This window comes from Pseudomonas sp. NPDC090201, from assembly GCF_044746825.1.
Classification (GTDB): Bacteria; Pseudomonadota; Gammaproteobacteria; order Pseudomonadales; family Pseudomonadaceae; genus Aquipseudomonas; species Aquipseudomonas putida_AD.
Genome location: NZ_JBIVCX010000015.1, coordinates 72717 through 86304, shown reverse-complemented (window position 1 = coordinate 86304; position 13588 = coordinate 72717). Strand labels below are relative to the sequence as shown.

The window sequence follows — 13588 nt, the reverse complement described above, 5'->3', positions numbered from 1 at the left end:
CTTGGGAGCCCTATGCCACGCTGCTTTTGGTGCAACGAAGATCCGCTTTACATGGACTACCACGATCAAGAGTGGGGTGTGCCGTTGCGCGACGCGCAGATGCTGTTCGAGTTCCTGTTGCTCGAAGGGTTCCAGGCCGGCCTTTCGTGGATCACGATTTTGAAGAAACGCGCCCGCTACCGCGAAGTGATGTTCAACTTCGACGTCAACCGGATCGCCGCCATGACCGACGCCGAGATCGAAGCCCTGATGCTCGAACCCGGCATCGTTCGCAATCGCCTGAAACTCAACGCCGCGCGCAAGAACGCCCAGGCCTGGCTGCGCCTTGAAGACCCGGTGACGTTTGTCTGGTCCTTTGTGGGCGGCCAACCCAAGGTCAATCACTTCAAGGACCGCAGCGAAGTCCCGGCCATCACGCCCGAGGCCGAGGCCATGAGCAAGGCGTTGAAGAAAGCGGGCTTCACCTTCGTCGGCCCGACCATTTGCTACGCCTACATGCAGGCGACGGGGATGGTGATGGACCACACGACCGATTGTGATCGGTACGCGCAGCTCGTTGGTTGACTGTAGGAGCGCGCTTGCCCGCGATTGCGGTGTGCCAAGTAAATCAAAGTGCCTGAAACAATGCTATCGCGGGCAAGCGCGCTCCTACAGGTCCGCGTGACCGCAGGAGTGGTTACAATGCCCGCCTCATCGATTCAGGAGTGATCTGTGGATAAGTTCAAAGGCGCCTTGATGGTCGGGGCATTGCGGTTGTTTGCCCTGTTGCCGTGGCGCGCGGTGCAATGGGTCGGCACCTCCATCGGCTGGCTGATGTGGAAGCTGCCCAACCGTTCCCGTGAGGTGGCGCGGATCAACCTTTCCAAGTGTTTCCCGGAGCTGAGCCCCACCGAACTCGAAGCGCTGGTGGGCCGCAGCCTGATGGACATTGGCAAGACCCTGACCGAAAGCGCCTGCGCCTGGATCTGGCCTGCTCAGAAATCGATCAATCTGGTGCGCGAAGTCGAAGGCCTGCACATCCTCAAGGACGCGCTGGCGTCTGGCAAAGGCGTGGTCGGCATCACCAGCCACTTGGGCAACTGGGAAGTGCTCAACCACTTCTATTGCAGCCAGTGCAAACCGATCATTTTCTACCGTCCGCCCAAGCTCAAGGCGGTGGACGAATTGCTGCGCAAGCAGCGCGTGCAACTGGGCAACCGTGTGGCGGCCTCGACGAAGGAAGGGATTCTGAGCGTCATCAAGGAAGTGCGCAAAGGGGGCTCGGTGGGCATTCCGGCTGACCCTGAGCCGGCAGAGTCTGCAGGAATTTTCGTGCCGTTCTGTGGGACGGTGGCGCTGACCAGCAAGTTCGTGCCGAACATGCTGGCCGGTGGCAAGGCGGTGGGGGTGTTCCTGCACGCAATGCGCCTGGAAGATGGTTCGGGCTACAAGGTGGTGCTGGAAGCCGCGCCGGACGAGATGTACAGCACCGACGCCGAAACCTCGGCGGCGGCGATGAGCAAGGTGGTGGAAAAGTATGTGCGGGCGTATCCGAGCCAGTACATGTGGACCATGAAACGCTTCAAGAAGCGGCCTGAGGGCGAAGCGCGCTGGTACTGATCCAACGCAAAACCCGAACCCCGCGCGCACCCCGAAACCCGCGCAAAACCTGAACTCCGCGCAAAAACCTGTAGGAGCGCGCTTGCCCGCGACAGCGGAGTGTCAGTCAAATCGATGTTTCAGACGCACCGCGGTCGCGGGCAAGCGCGCTCCTACGGAAGTTTGGTCGTACGATCCAGCTTCTTCACAAACACCGTCATCTCCTTCTCGGCCTGCTTGTCGCCATGGCCGACCGCCGCCGCGATGCCCTGCGCCCACGCCTGGCGCGCCTGATCGCTATCCCCTGAAGCCAGCCACGCCTTGCCCAGCAGCTTCCACGCCGCCGAGTACTTGGGATCGAATTCGACGCAGCGCTGCAGGTGCTCCACTGCCTTGAGGTGATCGCCTGCGTCCAGATACCCCTTGCCCAGGCCGAACCGCAGCAAGGCATTGTCCATGCCCTTGGCGAGCATTTTTTCCAGTGATTCGAGCACGCGGCGTCTCCTTTAGAAAAAACTCAAACCCACCTGAAACAGCCGCTCCACGTCGCGGATATGCTTTTTATCCACAAGGAACATGATCACGTGGTCGCCGGACTCGATCACCGTACTATCGTGGGCGATGAGCACCTGTTCATCCCGGGTAATGGCGCCGATGGTCGTGCCCGGCGGCAGGTTGATGTGCTTGATCGCTTTGCCGATGACTTTGCTCGACCGCGCATCGCCGTGGGCGACGATCTCGATGGCCTCTGCTGCACCGCGCCGCAACGAGTGCACGCTGACGATATCGCCGCGCCGCACGTGAGCCAGCAGGGTGCCGATGGTCGCCAGTTGCGGGCTGACCGCGATGTCGATCTCCCCGCCCTGAACCAGATCCACATAGGCCGGGTTGTTGATGATGGTCATGACCTTCTTCGCCCCCAGCCGCTTGGCCAGCAGCGAGGACATGATATTGGCCTCGTCGTCGTTGGTCAGCGCCAGGAACAGGTCGGCGTTGTCGATGTTCTCTTCCATCAGCAGGTCGCGATCCGAGGAGCTGCCTTGCAGGATCACCGTGTTGTCCAGGGTGTCCGAGAGATGACGGCAACGGGCCGGGTTCATCTCGATGATCTTCACCTGGTAACGGTTTTCGATGGCTTCGGCCAGGCGCTCGCCGATCTGCCCGCCACCGGCTATGACGATGCGCTTGTAGCTCTCGTCCAGCCGGCGCATTTCGCCCATCACGGCGCGAATGTCCGCCTTGGCGGCGATGAAGAAGACTTCGTCATCGGCTTCGATCACGGTATCGCCTTGCGGACTGATCGGACGATCTCGACGGAAAATGGCTGCGACCCGCGTGTCCACGTTCGGCATGTGCGCCCGCAACTGACGCAATTGCTGGCCCACCAGAGGGCCGCCGTAGTAAGCCTTCACGGCCACCAACTGGACCTTGCCTTCGGCGAAGTCGATCACCTGCAGGGCGCTGGGGTATTCGATCAGACGCTTGATGTAGTTGGTGACCACCTGCTCGGGGCTGATGAGCACATCGACCGGAATCGCTTCGTTGTCGAACAGGCCCGCACGGGTCAGGTAGGCGGATTCACGCACCCGGGCGATCTTGGTCGGGGTGTGAAACAGCGTATAGGCGACCTGGCAGGCGACCATGTTGGTCTCGTCGCTGCTGGTTACGGCCACCAGCATGTCGGCGTCGTCGGCACCGGCCTGGCGCAACACGGTGGGAAACGAGCCTTTTCCCTGGATGGTGCGAATGTCGAGCCGGTCACCCAATGCGCGCAAACGGTCGGCGTCGGTGTCCACCACGGTGATGTCATTGGCTTCGCTGGCCAGATGTTCCGCCAGCGTACCGCCGACCTGGCCTGCGCCGAGAATGATGATCTTCAATCAGCTTCTCCCTGAAAATTACAGCCTTGTAGGAGCGCGCTTGCCCGCGACCGCGGTATGTCTGAAACATGGATGTGACTGACACACCGCGGTCGCGGGCAAGCGCGCTCCTACAGGTCAGGCTGCGGAAATCTTGATCAACTTGGCGTAATAGAACCCGTCATGCCCGCCTTCCTGCGCCAGCAACTGGCGACCGTGAGGCTGCTTGAGCCCCGGCGGCGGGTTGCCGTTCTGGCCGGCGATGTCCAGTTCCCGCGCACCCGGCGTGCGAGCCAGGAACGCCTCGATCACCTCGGTGTTCTCGGTCGGCAGCGTCGAGCAGGTGGCGTACAGCAACATGCCGCCCACTTGCAGCGTCGGCCACAACGCGTCGAGCAGCTCGCCCTGCAAGGTGGCCAGGGCAGGAATGTCATCGGCCTGGCGGGTCAGCTTGATGTCGGGATGGCGGCGGATCACGCCGGTCGCCGAGCACGGTGCATCGAGCAGGATGCGCTGGAACGGCTTGCCGTCCCACCACTGATCGGTGGCACGGGCGTCGGCGGCGATCAACTCGGCGCTCAGGCCCAGGCGGTCGAGGTTCTCCTTGACCCGCACCATGCGCTTGGCTTCCAAATCCACTGCCACGACCCCGGACAAGCCCGGTTGCACTTCCAGCAGATGACAGGTTTTGCCCCCCGGTGCGCAGCAGGCGTCGAGCACACGTTGACCCGGTGCCAGCTCCAGCAGGTCGGCGGCCAGTTGCGCGGCTTCGTCCTGCACGCTGATCCAGCCCTCGGCAAAGCCCGGCAAGCCACGGACATCGCCCGGCTCAGCGAGGACAATGCCGTCCTGGCTGAAGCTGCTGGCGGTCGCGGTAATGTCTGCGTCGGCCAGCAATTGCAGGTACTGATCGCGGGTCTTGTGACGGCGATTGACCCGCAGAATCATCGGAGGGTGGGCGTTATTTGCAGCGCAGATGGCTTCCCAATGCTCGGGCCACGCGGCTTTCAGGGCTTTTTGCAGCCAGCGCGGGTGAGCGGTGCGCACCACCGGATCGTGCTCAAGCTCGGTCAACAGCGCTTCACCCTCACGCTGGGCGCGACGCAACACCGCGTTGAGCAGCGCCTTGGCCCAAGGCTTCTTGAGTTTGTCCGCGCAGCCGACCGTCTCGCCGATGGCGGCGTGAGCGGGGATGCGCGAATAGAACAACTGGTACAGGCCGACCAGCAGCAGCGCCTGGATGTCGGTATCGGCTGCCTTGAACGGCTTCTGCAGCAGCCTGGCCGCAAGTGCGGACAAACGCGGCTCCCAGCGGGCAGTGCCGAATGCCAGATCCTGGGTCAGGCCACGATCACGGTCGTCGACCTTGTCCAGCTGGGCTGGCAGAGAACTGTTGAGCGACGCCTTGCCGCTCAGTACGGCAGCCAGGGCGCGGGCTGCGGCCAGACGCGGGTTCATTGGTTATCCACCACTTGGCCCAGCACCGTGCCCACTGCGAACTTCTCGCGGCGGCTGTTGAACAGGTCAGTGAAGTTCAGCGGCTTGCCGCCCGGCAACTGCAGGCGAGTGAGGCGCAGTGCGTTTTGTCCACAGGCAACGGTCAGACCGTCTTTGCTCGCTTCGAGGATCATGCCCGGCTCGCCCTGCCCCGCAGCTACCTGCGCGGCCAGCACTTTCAGCGCTTCACCGTTGAGCGTGCTGTGGCAGATCGGCCAAGGGTTGAAAGCACGTACCAGACGCTCCAGCTCATCGGCCGGGCGGGTCCAGTCGATGCGCGCTTCATCCTTGTTCAGCTTGTGCGCGTAGTTGGCCAGCGCGTCATCCTGCACCTCGCCCACCAGCGAACCATCGGCCAGGCCGGCGATGGCCTGCACCACGGCGACCGGGCCCAGTTCGGCCAGACGGTCATGCAGCGTGCCGCCAGTGTCCTCGGGGCTGATCGGGGTGATGGCCTTGAGCAGCATGGGGCCGGTGTCCAGGCCTGCTTCCATGCGCATCACGGTCACGCCGCTTTCGGCATCACCGGCCTGCACGGCACGCTGGATCGGCGCTGCGCCGCGCCAGCGTGGCAGCAACGAGGCATGACTGTTGATGCAGCCCAGGCGCGGGATATCCAGCACCACCTGCGGCAGGATCAGGCCATAGGCGACCACCACCATCAGGTCCGGCGCGAGCGCAGCCAGTTCGGCCTGAGCCTCGGGGGCACGCAAGGTTGGCGGCTGGAGCACCGGGATATCGTGCTGCAAGGCCAGTTGCTTGACCGGGCTTGGCATCAGCTTTTGCCCACGTCCGGCCGGGCGATCAGGCTGGGTGTAGACCGCGATCACCTCATGAGGGCTGTCGAGCAGGGCTTTGAGGTGTTCGGCGGCGAATTCCGGGGTGCCGGCGAAGACGATGCGCAGTGGCTCAGTCATGGGCTTCTCACTGGTGAAGATGACTGTAGGAGCGCGCTTGCCCGCGACAGCGTTGCGTCAGGCAAGGTAGATGTCTCTGACACAGCGCTTTCGCGGGCAAGCGCGCTCCTACGGATAAGGGGGGATCAGGCGTTCTGCTTGTGCTGTTTTTCCAGCTTTTTCTTGATCCGGTCACGCTTGAGCGTAGACAGGTAGTCAACGAACAGCTTGCCGTTCAGGTGATCGCATTCGTGCTGGATGCACACCGCGAGCAAGCCTTCGGCGATTAGCTCATAAGGCTGGCCGTCGCGATCCAGCGCCTTGACCTTGACCTTCTGCGGGCGGTCGACGTTCTCGTAGAAGCCGGGAACGGACAGGCAGCCTTCCTGATACTGGTCCATCTCCTCGGTCAGCGGCTCAAGCTGCGGGTTGATGAAAACCCGCGGCTCGCTGCGATCTTCGGAAAGGTCCATGACCACGACGCGTTTGTGTACGTTAACCTGCGTCGCGGCAAGGCCGATGCCAGGCGCTTCGTACATGGTTTCAAACATGTCGTCGACCAACTGGCGAATACCGTCGTCCACGGCAGCCACCGGCTTGGCGATGGTGCGCAGGCGCGAATCGGGAAATTCGAGAATGTTTAAAATGGCCATATACGTAAGAGCTGCACTTGTAAGGTAAAGTCGAATGGGGCTGCTAGGCTGTGGACGTCAAACGCAGGCAGCCTTGGCAAACCGAAGTCTCGCAAAATTCCATGTTTCACGCGAAGCCAACATGATAAAGGGATTCACCGCATGAGGAAATCACTACTCGCCCTGCTGCTGTTGGCCGCGACAGGCCTGGTCCAGGCGCAAGTACAGCTCAAGGAAGGTCATCCACAGAGCTACACCGTTGTCGCCGGTGACACACTTTGGGACATTTCCGGAAAATTCCTGAGCCAGCCGTGGAAATGGCCGCAGATCTGGAGGGCCAACCCACAGGTCCACGATCCGGACCTGATCTACCCCGGCGATACCCTCAACCTCATTTACGTCGATGGCCAGCCGCGCATCGTGGTCAACCGTGGTGAATCCCGCGGCACGATCAAATTGTCACCGCGTGTGCGCAGCACGCCCATCGCCGAAGCCATCCCGACCATTCCGCTGGGCGCGATCAACGCCTTCCTGCTGAACAACCGGATCATGGACACCGCGGAGCAGTTCGAGGACGCGCCTTATATCGTGGCGGGTAACGGCGAGCGGGTGCTCAGCGGGGCGGGTGACCGCATCTATGCGCGGGGTTATTTCGACCCAAGCCACGTGTCGTACGGAATCTTCCGCAAAGGCAAGATCTACGTGGATCCGGACACCAACGAACCGCTGGGCGTGAACGCCGACGACATCGGCAGTGGTGATCTGGTGGCCAGCGAGGGTGACGTCGCGACCCTGCAGATGCAGCGTTCGACCCAGGAAGTGCGTCTGGGTGACCGCCTGTTCGTCAGCGAAGAGCGCGCGATTAACTCCAACTTCGTGCCCAGCGAGCCACAGCGGGAAGTGCGAGGCGTGATCATCGACGTTCCGCGTGGCGTGACCCAGATCGGTGAATTCGACGTGGTGACCCTCGATCGCGGTCGCCTCGACGGGCTGGCCGAGGGCAACGTCCTGGCGATCTACAAGACCGGCGAAACCGTTCGCGACCGGATCACTGGCGATCAGGTGAAAATTCCTGACGAGCGCTCCGGGATGCTGATGGTTTTCCGCACCTACAATCGCCTGAGCTACGCGATGGTGCTGCACGCCACCCGATCTTTGGCGGTCAATGACAAGGTGCGCAATCCGTAATCCTATGTATCAGGTCTGAATCACTTTTTTCCACCGGCATGCTTCACTTATCTAAGTGTTGTCAACAGACTTATCCACAGGCTTGCCCACTTCCCGAAGTGGGTCCTGGATCAAGGAAGCATGCATGCCGATGTTTGAAAAAGACGGGCAGTCGCCTGCCGAACTGGAGGCGCGTCTGCGGCTCCATCGATTGCCCGGAATCACCCCCAAGCGTTTCAAGAACCTCATCGATGCGTTTGGCGGCGCCTGCGCAGCCCTGAGCGCGCCCGCTTCGGCCTGGCGCTCGCTGGGTCTTCCAGCGGCCAGCGCCGAGGCTCGCAGAAGCACCGGAATACGCGACGGCGCCAGCGCCGCATTGCGCTGGCTAGAGCATCCGGACCAGCATTTGCTGATGTGGGACGATGCGGACTACCCCGCCCTGCTCGCCGAAATTCCCGACCCGCCACCGCTGCTTTTCGTCGCTGGAAACCGCACGCTGCTCGACCGTCCGCAGTTGGGAATAGTCGGCAGCCGGCGTGCTTCCAGACCTGGCCTGGACACTGCAACAGCCTTCTCACGCAGCCTGGCGAGCGCCGGATTTGTCGTGACCAGTGGCCTTGCGTTGGGCATCGACGGCGCCGCTCATAAGGGCGCGCTGGACGTAAAAGGCGGCACGATCGGGGTATTGGGAACAGGGATCGAAAATTTTTATCCACAGCGGCACCGCCAGTTGGCAGCGCGCATGTTGGCGGAAGGTGGCGCGGTGATTTCCGAGCTGCCCCTGGACGAACCACCCCACTCGACGAACTTCCCCAAACGCAACCGGATCATCAGCGGGCTGTCCCTGGGCGTGCTGGTGGTCGAGGCCAGCATGGCCAGTGGCTCCCTCATCACCGCGCGGATGGCGGCAGAACAGGGGCGAGAGGTGTATGCGATTCCGGGATCGATCCATCACCCCGGTGCCAAGGGCTGCCACCAATTGATACGCGACGGAGCGGTGCTGGTGGAAACCGTCGAGCATATCCTCGAAGCCCTGCAGGGCTGGAAGAACCTGCCTGTGGACACCGGTCCTCCTGCGCGCCGCGTTCAACCTGCTCATCCTCTGCTCGCTCTGCTGCATGCCGCGCCGCAGACCAGCGAGGCACTTGCACTGTCCAGCGGCTGGCCGTTGCCCAAGGTGCTGGCGGCATTGACCGAGCTTGAACTGGACAGCAGCGTGGCTTGTGAAGCCGGACGATGGTTTGCCCGCGCGCCCTGAGGTTAAACTGCTGGCCAGCGTACATTCGGAGAGCGAACGATGGTCAGCAGTTGGCGTGTGCAACAAGCCGCACGAGAGATCCGGGCCGGAGCGGTCATTGCCTATCCAACCGAGGCAGTATGGGGACTGGGCTGCGACCCGTGGGACGTGGAGGCGGTCTACCGTCTGCTGGCGATCAAGTCGCGGCCTGTCGAAAAAGGCCTGATCCTGATCGCCGACAACATTCGGCAGTTCGACTTTCTGTTCGAGGATTTCCCGGAGCTGTGGATCGATCGCATGGCCAGTACCTGGCCGGGTCCGAACACCTGGCTGGTGCCGCATCAGGGCCTGCTGCCCGACTGGATCACCGGTGGGCGTGACACCGTGGCGTTGCGCGTGAGCGATCACCCGCTGGTGCGCGAACTGTGCGCGCTGACTGGCCCGCTGGTGTCCACGTCGGCCAACCCGACCGGACGCCCGGCGGCCAAGTCACGGCTGCGCATCGAGCAGTACTTTCATGGTCAGCTGGACATGGTGCTGGGCGGGAGTCTGGGTGGGCGGCGCAATCCGAGCGTGATCCGCGATCTGGTGACCGCCGAGGTCGTACGGGCGGGATAACGCCCCCTGTAGGAGCGCGCTTGCCCGCGACGGCGTTGTGTCAGATGTGAATTCGTCACAGACACACCGCGGTCGCGGGCAAGCGCGCTCCTACGTTGGTTGTTACGGCACCAGAATCATCGACCCGGTGGTGCGGCGCGCCGACAACTCGGTGTGGGCCTTGCCCGCATCCTTGAGCGCGAAGGTCTGGATGTCGTCGACCTTGACCTTGCCGCTGCTGACCATCGCGAACACTTCATCGGCCATCGCCTGCAAGGCTTCCGGGGTGTTGGCGTAGGAGCCCAGCGTCGGGCGGGTGACGTAGAGCGAGCCTTTCTGCGCCAGTACGCCCAGGTTCACTCCCGACACCGCGCCCGAGGCGTTGCCGAAGCTGACCAGCAGGCCGCGCAGCTCCAGGCAGTCCAGCGAGGTTTCCCAGGTGTCCTTGCCCACGCCGTCGTAGACCACCGGCACTTTCTTGCCATCAGTCAATTCAAGCACGCGCTTGGCCACGTCTTCCTTGCTGTAGTCGATCACCGCCCAGGCGCCGTTGGCCTTGGCGTGAGCGGCTTTCTCGGGCGAACTGACGGTGCCGATCAACTTCACGCCCACGGCATTGGCCCACTGGCAGGCAATCGAGCCCACGCCACCGGCCGCCGCGTGGAACAGAATGGTTTCTTCCGGACGGATTTCGTACGTCTGACGGAACAGGTACTGCACGGTCAGGCCCTTGAGCATGACGGCGGCGGCCTGTTCGAAGGTGATGTTGTCCGGCAGCTTGACCACGTTGGCCGCAGGGGTGCGATGCACCTCGGCGTAGCTGCCCAGCGGGCCGGTGCCGTAGCCCACGCGGTCGCCAACCTTCACGTGGGTGACTTCTGCGCCGACCGCCTCGATCACGCCTGCACCTTCGTTGCCCAGCCCCGAAGGGAAATTGGCAACCGGGTACAGGCCGGTACGGAAATAGGTTTCGATGAAATTGACGCCAATCGCTTTGTTGCGCACGAGTACTTCATTCGGCCCCGGGGTGCCTGGTTCGAAGTCGACATACTCGAGTACTTCAGGGCCGCCGTGAGCGCGGAACTGGATACGCTTTGCCATTTGCTTTCTCCGTCATGGATCGAAACTGCGTGGATCAACTATATGCGCGAAAGGGTTCTATCGGACTCCTTCGTTTGGTCTTCGTCAACTGCGGCGCGGGTCTGGCGGGTGATATGCTACGCGCCAATTTCGAGCCGCACGTTCCGACTGACGCTGCCCGCGCCAGCGAAGACGGCACTCAAAAACCCGTTTCAGGTTACTCAAGGTACTGCCATGTCCTTTCGCACCGATGCCGTCAAAGCCTACCTGCTCGATCTGCAAGACCGGATCTGCGCCGCTCTTGAGCACGAAGACGGCAAGGCCCGCTTCGTCGAAGACGCCTGGGAGCGCCCGGCCGGTGGTGGCGGGCGTACCCGTGTGATCGAGAACGGCGACGTCATCGAAAAAGGTGGGGTCAATTTCTCCCATGTATTCGGTTCGGGGCTGCCACCTTCAGCCAGCGCGCACCGTCCGGAACTGGCCGGGCGTGGCTTCGAGGCCCTGGGCGTGTCGCTGGTCATGCACCCGCACAATCCACATGTTCCGACCTCCCACGCCAACGTGCGTTTCTTCATCGCGGAAAAAGAAGGCGAAGAGCCGGTCTGGTGGTTCGGTGGCGGCTTTGACCTCACGCCCTACTACGGCGTAGAGGAAGACTGCATTCACTGGCACCGCGTGGCCGAGCAGGCCTGCGCGCCGTTCGGGGCGGACGTCTATCCGCGCTACAAGGCCTGGTGCGACCGCTATTTCCACATCAAGCATCGCAACGAGCCACGGGGTGTGGGCGGCCTGTTCTTCGATGACCTGAACGAGTGGGACTTCGACACCAGCTTCGCCTTCCTGCGCGCCATTGGTGACGCGTTCGTCGATGCGTACCTGCCCATCGTCCAGCGCCGCAAGGCCACGCCTTACACGGCGCAGCAGCGTGAATTCCAGGAATTCCGCCGTGGGCGTTATGTGGAATTCAACCTGGTATACGACCGCGGCACCCTGTTCGGCCTGCAATCGGGCGGGCGTACCGAGTCGATCCTCATGTCGCTGCCGCCGCAGGTGCGCTGGGGCTACGACTGGAAAGCGGAACCTGGCAGCGAGGAGGCTCGCCTGACTGACTACTTCCTGCAAGACCGCGACTGGCTGGCCGAGGACGCCCAATAATGACTGACCAATACGTAGTGTTCGGCAACCCCATCGCCCACAGCAAATCGCCGCTGATTCATGCGCTGTTCGCCGAGCAGACCGGCGAGTCGCTGGATTATCAGACCTCCCTGGCGCCGCTGGATGGCTTCACCGCCTTTGCCCGGCACTTCTTCGAGACCGGGCGTGGCGCCAATGTCACCGTGCCGTTCAAGGAAGAGGCCTATCGCATGGCCGACCAGTTGACCGAGCGCGGGCGTCGTGCCGGCGCGGTGAACACCCTCGCCCGCCAGCCTGACGGCACGTTGCTGGGCGACAACACCGATGGCGCTGGCCTGGTACGGGACCTGAAGGTCAACCACGGCATCACCCTCAAGGACAAACGCATCCTGTTGCTGGGAGCCGGCGGCGCGGTGCGTGGCGCGCTGGAGCCGTTACTGGCGCAGGAGCCACAGGCGTTGGTGGTGGCGAACCGTACGGTGGAAAAGGCCGAGAAGCTGGCGCAGGAATTCGCCGAGCTGGGGCCGATCCTGGCGGCCGGTTATGACTGGCTGGAAGAGCCGGTGGACATCATCATCAACGCGACGTCGGCGAGCCTGTCCGGTGAGCTGCCGCCGATTGCGCCGAGCCTGATCCAGCCTGGCGAAACCTTCTGCTACGACATGATGTACGCCAAGGAACCGACCGCATTCTGCCGCTGGGCCATGGAGCACAAGGCCGGGAAAGCGGTGGATGGGTTGGGGATGCTGGTTGAGCAGGCGGGCGAAGCGTTCTACCTGTGGCGCGGCGTACGCCCGGATTCGAAGCCGGTGCTGGCCGAGTTGCGGCGGTTGATGGCGCAGAGCGCATAGTATCTGACCTGTAGGAGCGCGCTTGCCCGCGACAGCATTGTGTCAGTCGACAGATTCGTCGCTGACCCAACCCAGTCGCGGGCAAGCGCGCTCCTACAAGGTGAGATCGCAGGCTGTTACAACTTCGCCTTAACCGCAGGCAGCGCATCCTTGTCATCAACGGTTTTCACGCCGTTGAGCCACTTCTCAAGCACCGCCGGGTTTTCCTTGATCCAGGCCTTGACCGCATCGGTGTTGCTGACCTTGTTGTCCACCACGTTCTTCATGATGGTGTTTTCCATGTCCTGGGTGAACGTCAGGTTGGAGAACAGCTTGGCGACGTTCGGGCAGGCGTCGGCGTAGCCCTTGCGGGTCACGGTGTAGACGCTGCCGGTGTCACCGAAGTACTTCTCGCCACCCTTGAGGTACTTCATCCCCTTGATCTGCACGTTCATCGGGTGCGGCGTCCAGCCCAGAAACACCACGAAGTCCTTCTTCTTCACGTTGCGCTGCACTTCGGCCAGCATGGCCTGTTCGCTCGACTCGACCAGCTTCCAGTCACCCAGCTCGAACTCGTTCTTCTTGATGATCTCCTGAATCGATGCGTTGGCCGGAGCCCCCGAGCCGATGCCGTAGATTTTCTTGTGGAACTTGTCAGCGAACTTGTTCAGGTCGGCGAAGTTATGCACACCCGCGTCGTAGACGTAGTCAGGCACCGCGAGGGTGAACTCGGTGCCTTCCAGGTTCTTGGCGTATTGCGTCACATCGCCGGTGGCGATGAACTTGTCGTAGAAGCCCTGCTGCGCAGGCATCCAGTTGCCCAGGAAAACGTCCATCTGACCGTCTTTGAGACCACCATAGGCAATCGGCACTGCCAGCGTATCGACCTTGGTCTTGTAACCCATGCCGTCGAGCAGAAAGCCCGCGGTGGCATTGGTTGCAGCGATATCGCTCCAACCCGGATCTGCCATCTTGACCGTACTGCAGCTTGCGTCAGCGGCGTATGCAACGACGCTGCTCAAGCTCATCACCGCAACCGCCAGCGTTGTGAACAACTTCTTCATGGTGTGCCCCTTTTTGG

General features: G+C 62.4%; 14 protein-coding genes. 7 read left to right on the top strand and 7 right to left on the bottom strand.

Annotated elements, in window-relative coordinates; all coding sequences use genetic code 11:
• The first annotated feature begins 12 nt into the window (after positions 1-12).
• Together ACIPOO_RS25120 and ACIPOO_RS25115 are read left to right on the top strand one after the other, a co-directional pair.
• Positions 13-564: a DNA-3-methyladenine glycosylase I gene (locus ACIPOO_RS25120; protein ID WP_400610559.1), complete on the top strand. Its 552-nt coding sequence runs from the start codon at positions 13-15 to the stop codon at positions 562-564.
• A 147-nt stretch (positions 565-711) separates the two neighbouring features.
• A complete protein-coding gene (locus tag ACIPOO_RS25115; protein WP_400610557.1) occupies positions 712-1599 on the top strand; it encodes a lysophospholipid acyltransferase in 888 nt (295 codons plus the stop codon).
• Between the two features lie 152 nt (positions 1600-1751).
• Here ACIPOO_RS25115 and ACIPOO_RS25110 read toward each other — a convergent pair whose 3' ends face one another.
• From ACIPOO_RS25110 to def, 5 genes are all read right to left on the bottom strand, one after another.
• Positions 1752-2051 (bottom strand): tetratricopeptide repeat protein, encoded by a 300-nt coding sequence (locus tag ACIPOO_RS25110; RefSeq protein WP_400610589.1) that lies wholly within the window; start codon positions 2049-2051, stop codon positions 1752-1754.
• Between the two features lie 33 nt (positions 2052-2084).
• Entirely contained in the window at positions 2085-3458 is a 1374-nt protein-coding gene (gene trkA / locus ACIPOO_RS25105) for a Trk system potassium transporter TrkA (RefSeq protein ID WP_274132071.1), read from the bottom strand.
• A 117-nt stretch (positions 3459-3575) separates the two neighbouring features.
• On the bottom strand, positions 3576-4895 hold the full coding sequence (gene rsmB / locus ACIPOO_RS25100; protein ID WP_400610555.1) for a 16S rRNA (cytosine(967)-C(5))-methyltransferase RsmB: 1320 nt from the start codon (positions 4893-4895) through the stop codon (positions 3576-3578).
• Positions 4892-5851, bottom strand: coding sequence for a methionyl-tRNA formyltransferase (fmt, locus tag ACIPOO_RS25095; RefSeq protein ID WP_400610553.1), 960 nt, complete (start codon positions 5849-5851; stop codon positions 4892-4894). The genes rsmB and fmt overlap by 4 nt, the downstream gene beginning before the upstream one ends.
• Positions 5852-5976: 125 nt before the next feature.
• Entirely contained in the window at positions 5977-6483 is a 507-nt protein-coding gene (def, locus tag ACIPOO_RS25090) for a peptide deformylase (protein WP_400610551.1), read from the bottom strand.
• A gap of 141 nt (positions 6484-6624) precedes the next feature.
• Between def and ACIPOO_RS25085 the strand changes: the two genes are divergently transcribed.
• The 3 genes from ACIPOO_RS25085 to ACIPOO_RS25075 all read left to right on the top strand — a co-directional run bounded on the left by ACIPOO_RS25085 (position 6625) and on the right by ACIPOO_RS25075 (position 9484).
• Positions 6625-7650, top strand: coding sequence for a LysM peptidoglycan-binding domain-containing protein (locus ACIPOO_RS25085; protein ID WP_274132067.1), 1026 nt, complete (start codon positions 6625-6627; stop codon positions 7648-7650).
• A 124-nt stretch (positions 7651-7774) separates the two neighbouring features.
• Positions 7775-8887 (top strand): DNA-processing protein DprA, encoded by a 1113-nt coding sequence (gene dprA, locus ACIPOO_RS25080; protein ID WP_400610549.1) that lies wholly within the window; start codon positions 7775-7777, stop codon positions 8885-8887.
• A 39-nt stretch (positions 8888-8926) separates the two neighbouring features.
• Positions 8927-9484, top strand: coding sequence for an L-threonylcarbamoyladenylate synthase (locus ACIPOO_RS25075; RefSeq protein WP_274132064.1), 558 nt, complete (start codon positions 8927-8929; stop codon positions 9482-9484).
• Between the two features lie 102 nt (positions 9485-9586).
• Here ACIPOO_RS25075 and ACIPOO_RS25070 read toward each other — a convergent pair whose 3' ends face one another.
• Positions 9587-10564 carry an NADPH:quinone reductase gene (locus tag ACIPOO_RS25070; RefSeq protein WP_400610547.1) on the bottom strand — a complete coding sequence of 326 codons (978 nt, stop codon included), beginning with the start codon at positions 10562-10564 and terminating at the stop codon, positions 9587-9589.
• 213 nt (positions 10565-10777) lie between these two features.
• On the opposite strand from ACIPOO_RS25070, the gene hemF reads away from it, so the two are divergent.
• Together hemF and aroE are read left to right on the top strand one after the other, a co-directional pair.
• Positions 10778-11698 carry an oxygen-dependent coproporphyrinogen oxidase gene (hemF, locus tag ACIPOO_RS25065; protein WP_400610545.1) on the top strand — a complete coding sequence of 307 codons (921 nt, stop codon included), beginning with the start codon at positions 10778-10780 and terminating at the stop codon, positions 11696-11698.
• The gene (aroE, locus tag ACIPOO_RS25060; RefSeq protein WP_400610543.1) at positions 11698-12528 is read left to right on the top strand and encodes a shikimate dehydrogenase; all 831 of its coding nucleotides are present in this window, start codon (positions 11698-11700) and stop codon (positions 12526-12528) included. Before hemF ends, aroE begins: the two co-directional genes overlap by 1 nt.
• Before the next feature lie 116 nt (positions 12529-12644).
• On the opposite strand, the gene choX is transcribed toward aroE, so the two are convergent.
• A complete protein-coding gene (gene choX / locus ACIPOO_RS25055; RefSeq protein ID WP_400610541.1) occupies positions 12645-13571 on the bottom strand; it encodes a choline ABC transporter substrate-binding protein in 927 nt (308 codons plus the stop codon).
• Positions 13572-13588 lie beyond the last annotated feature (17 nt).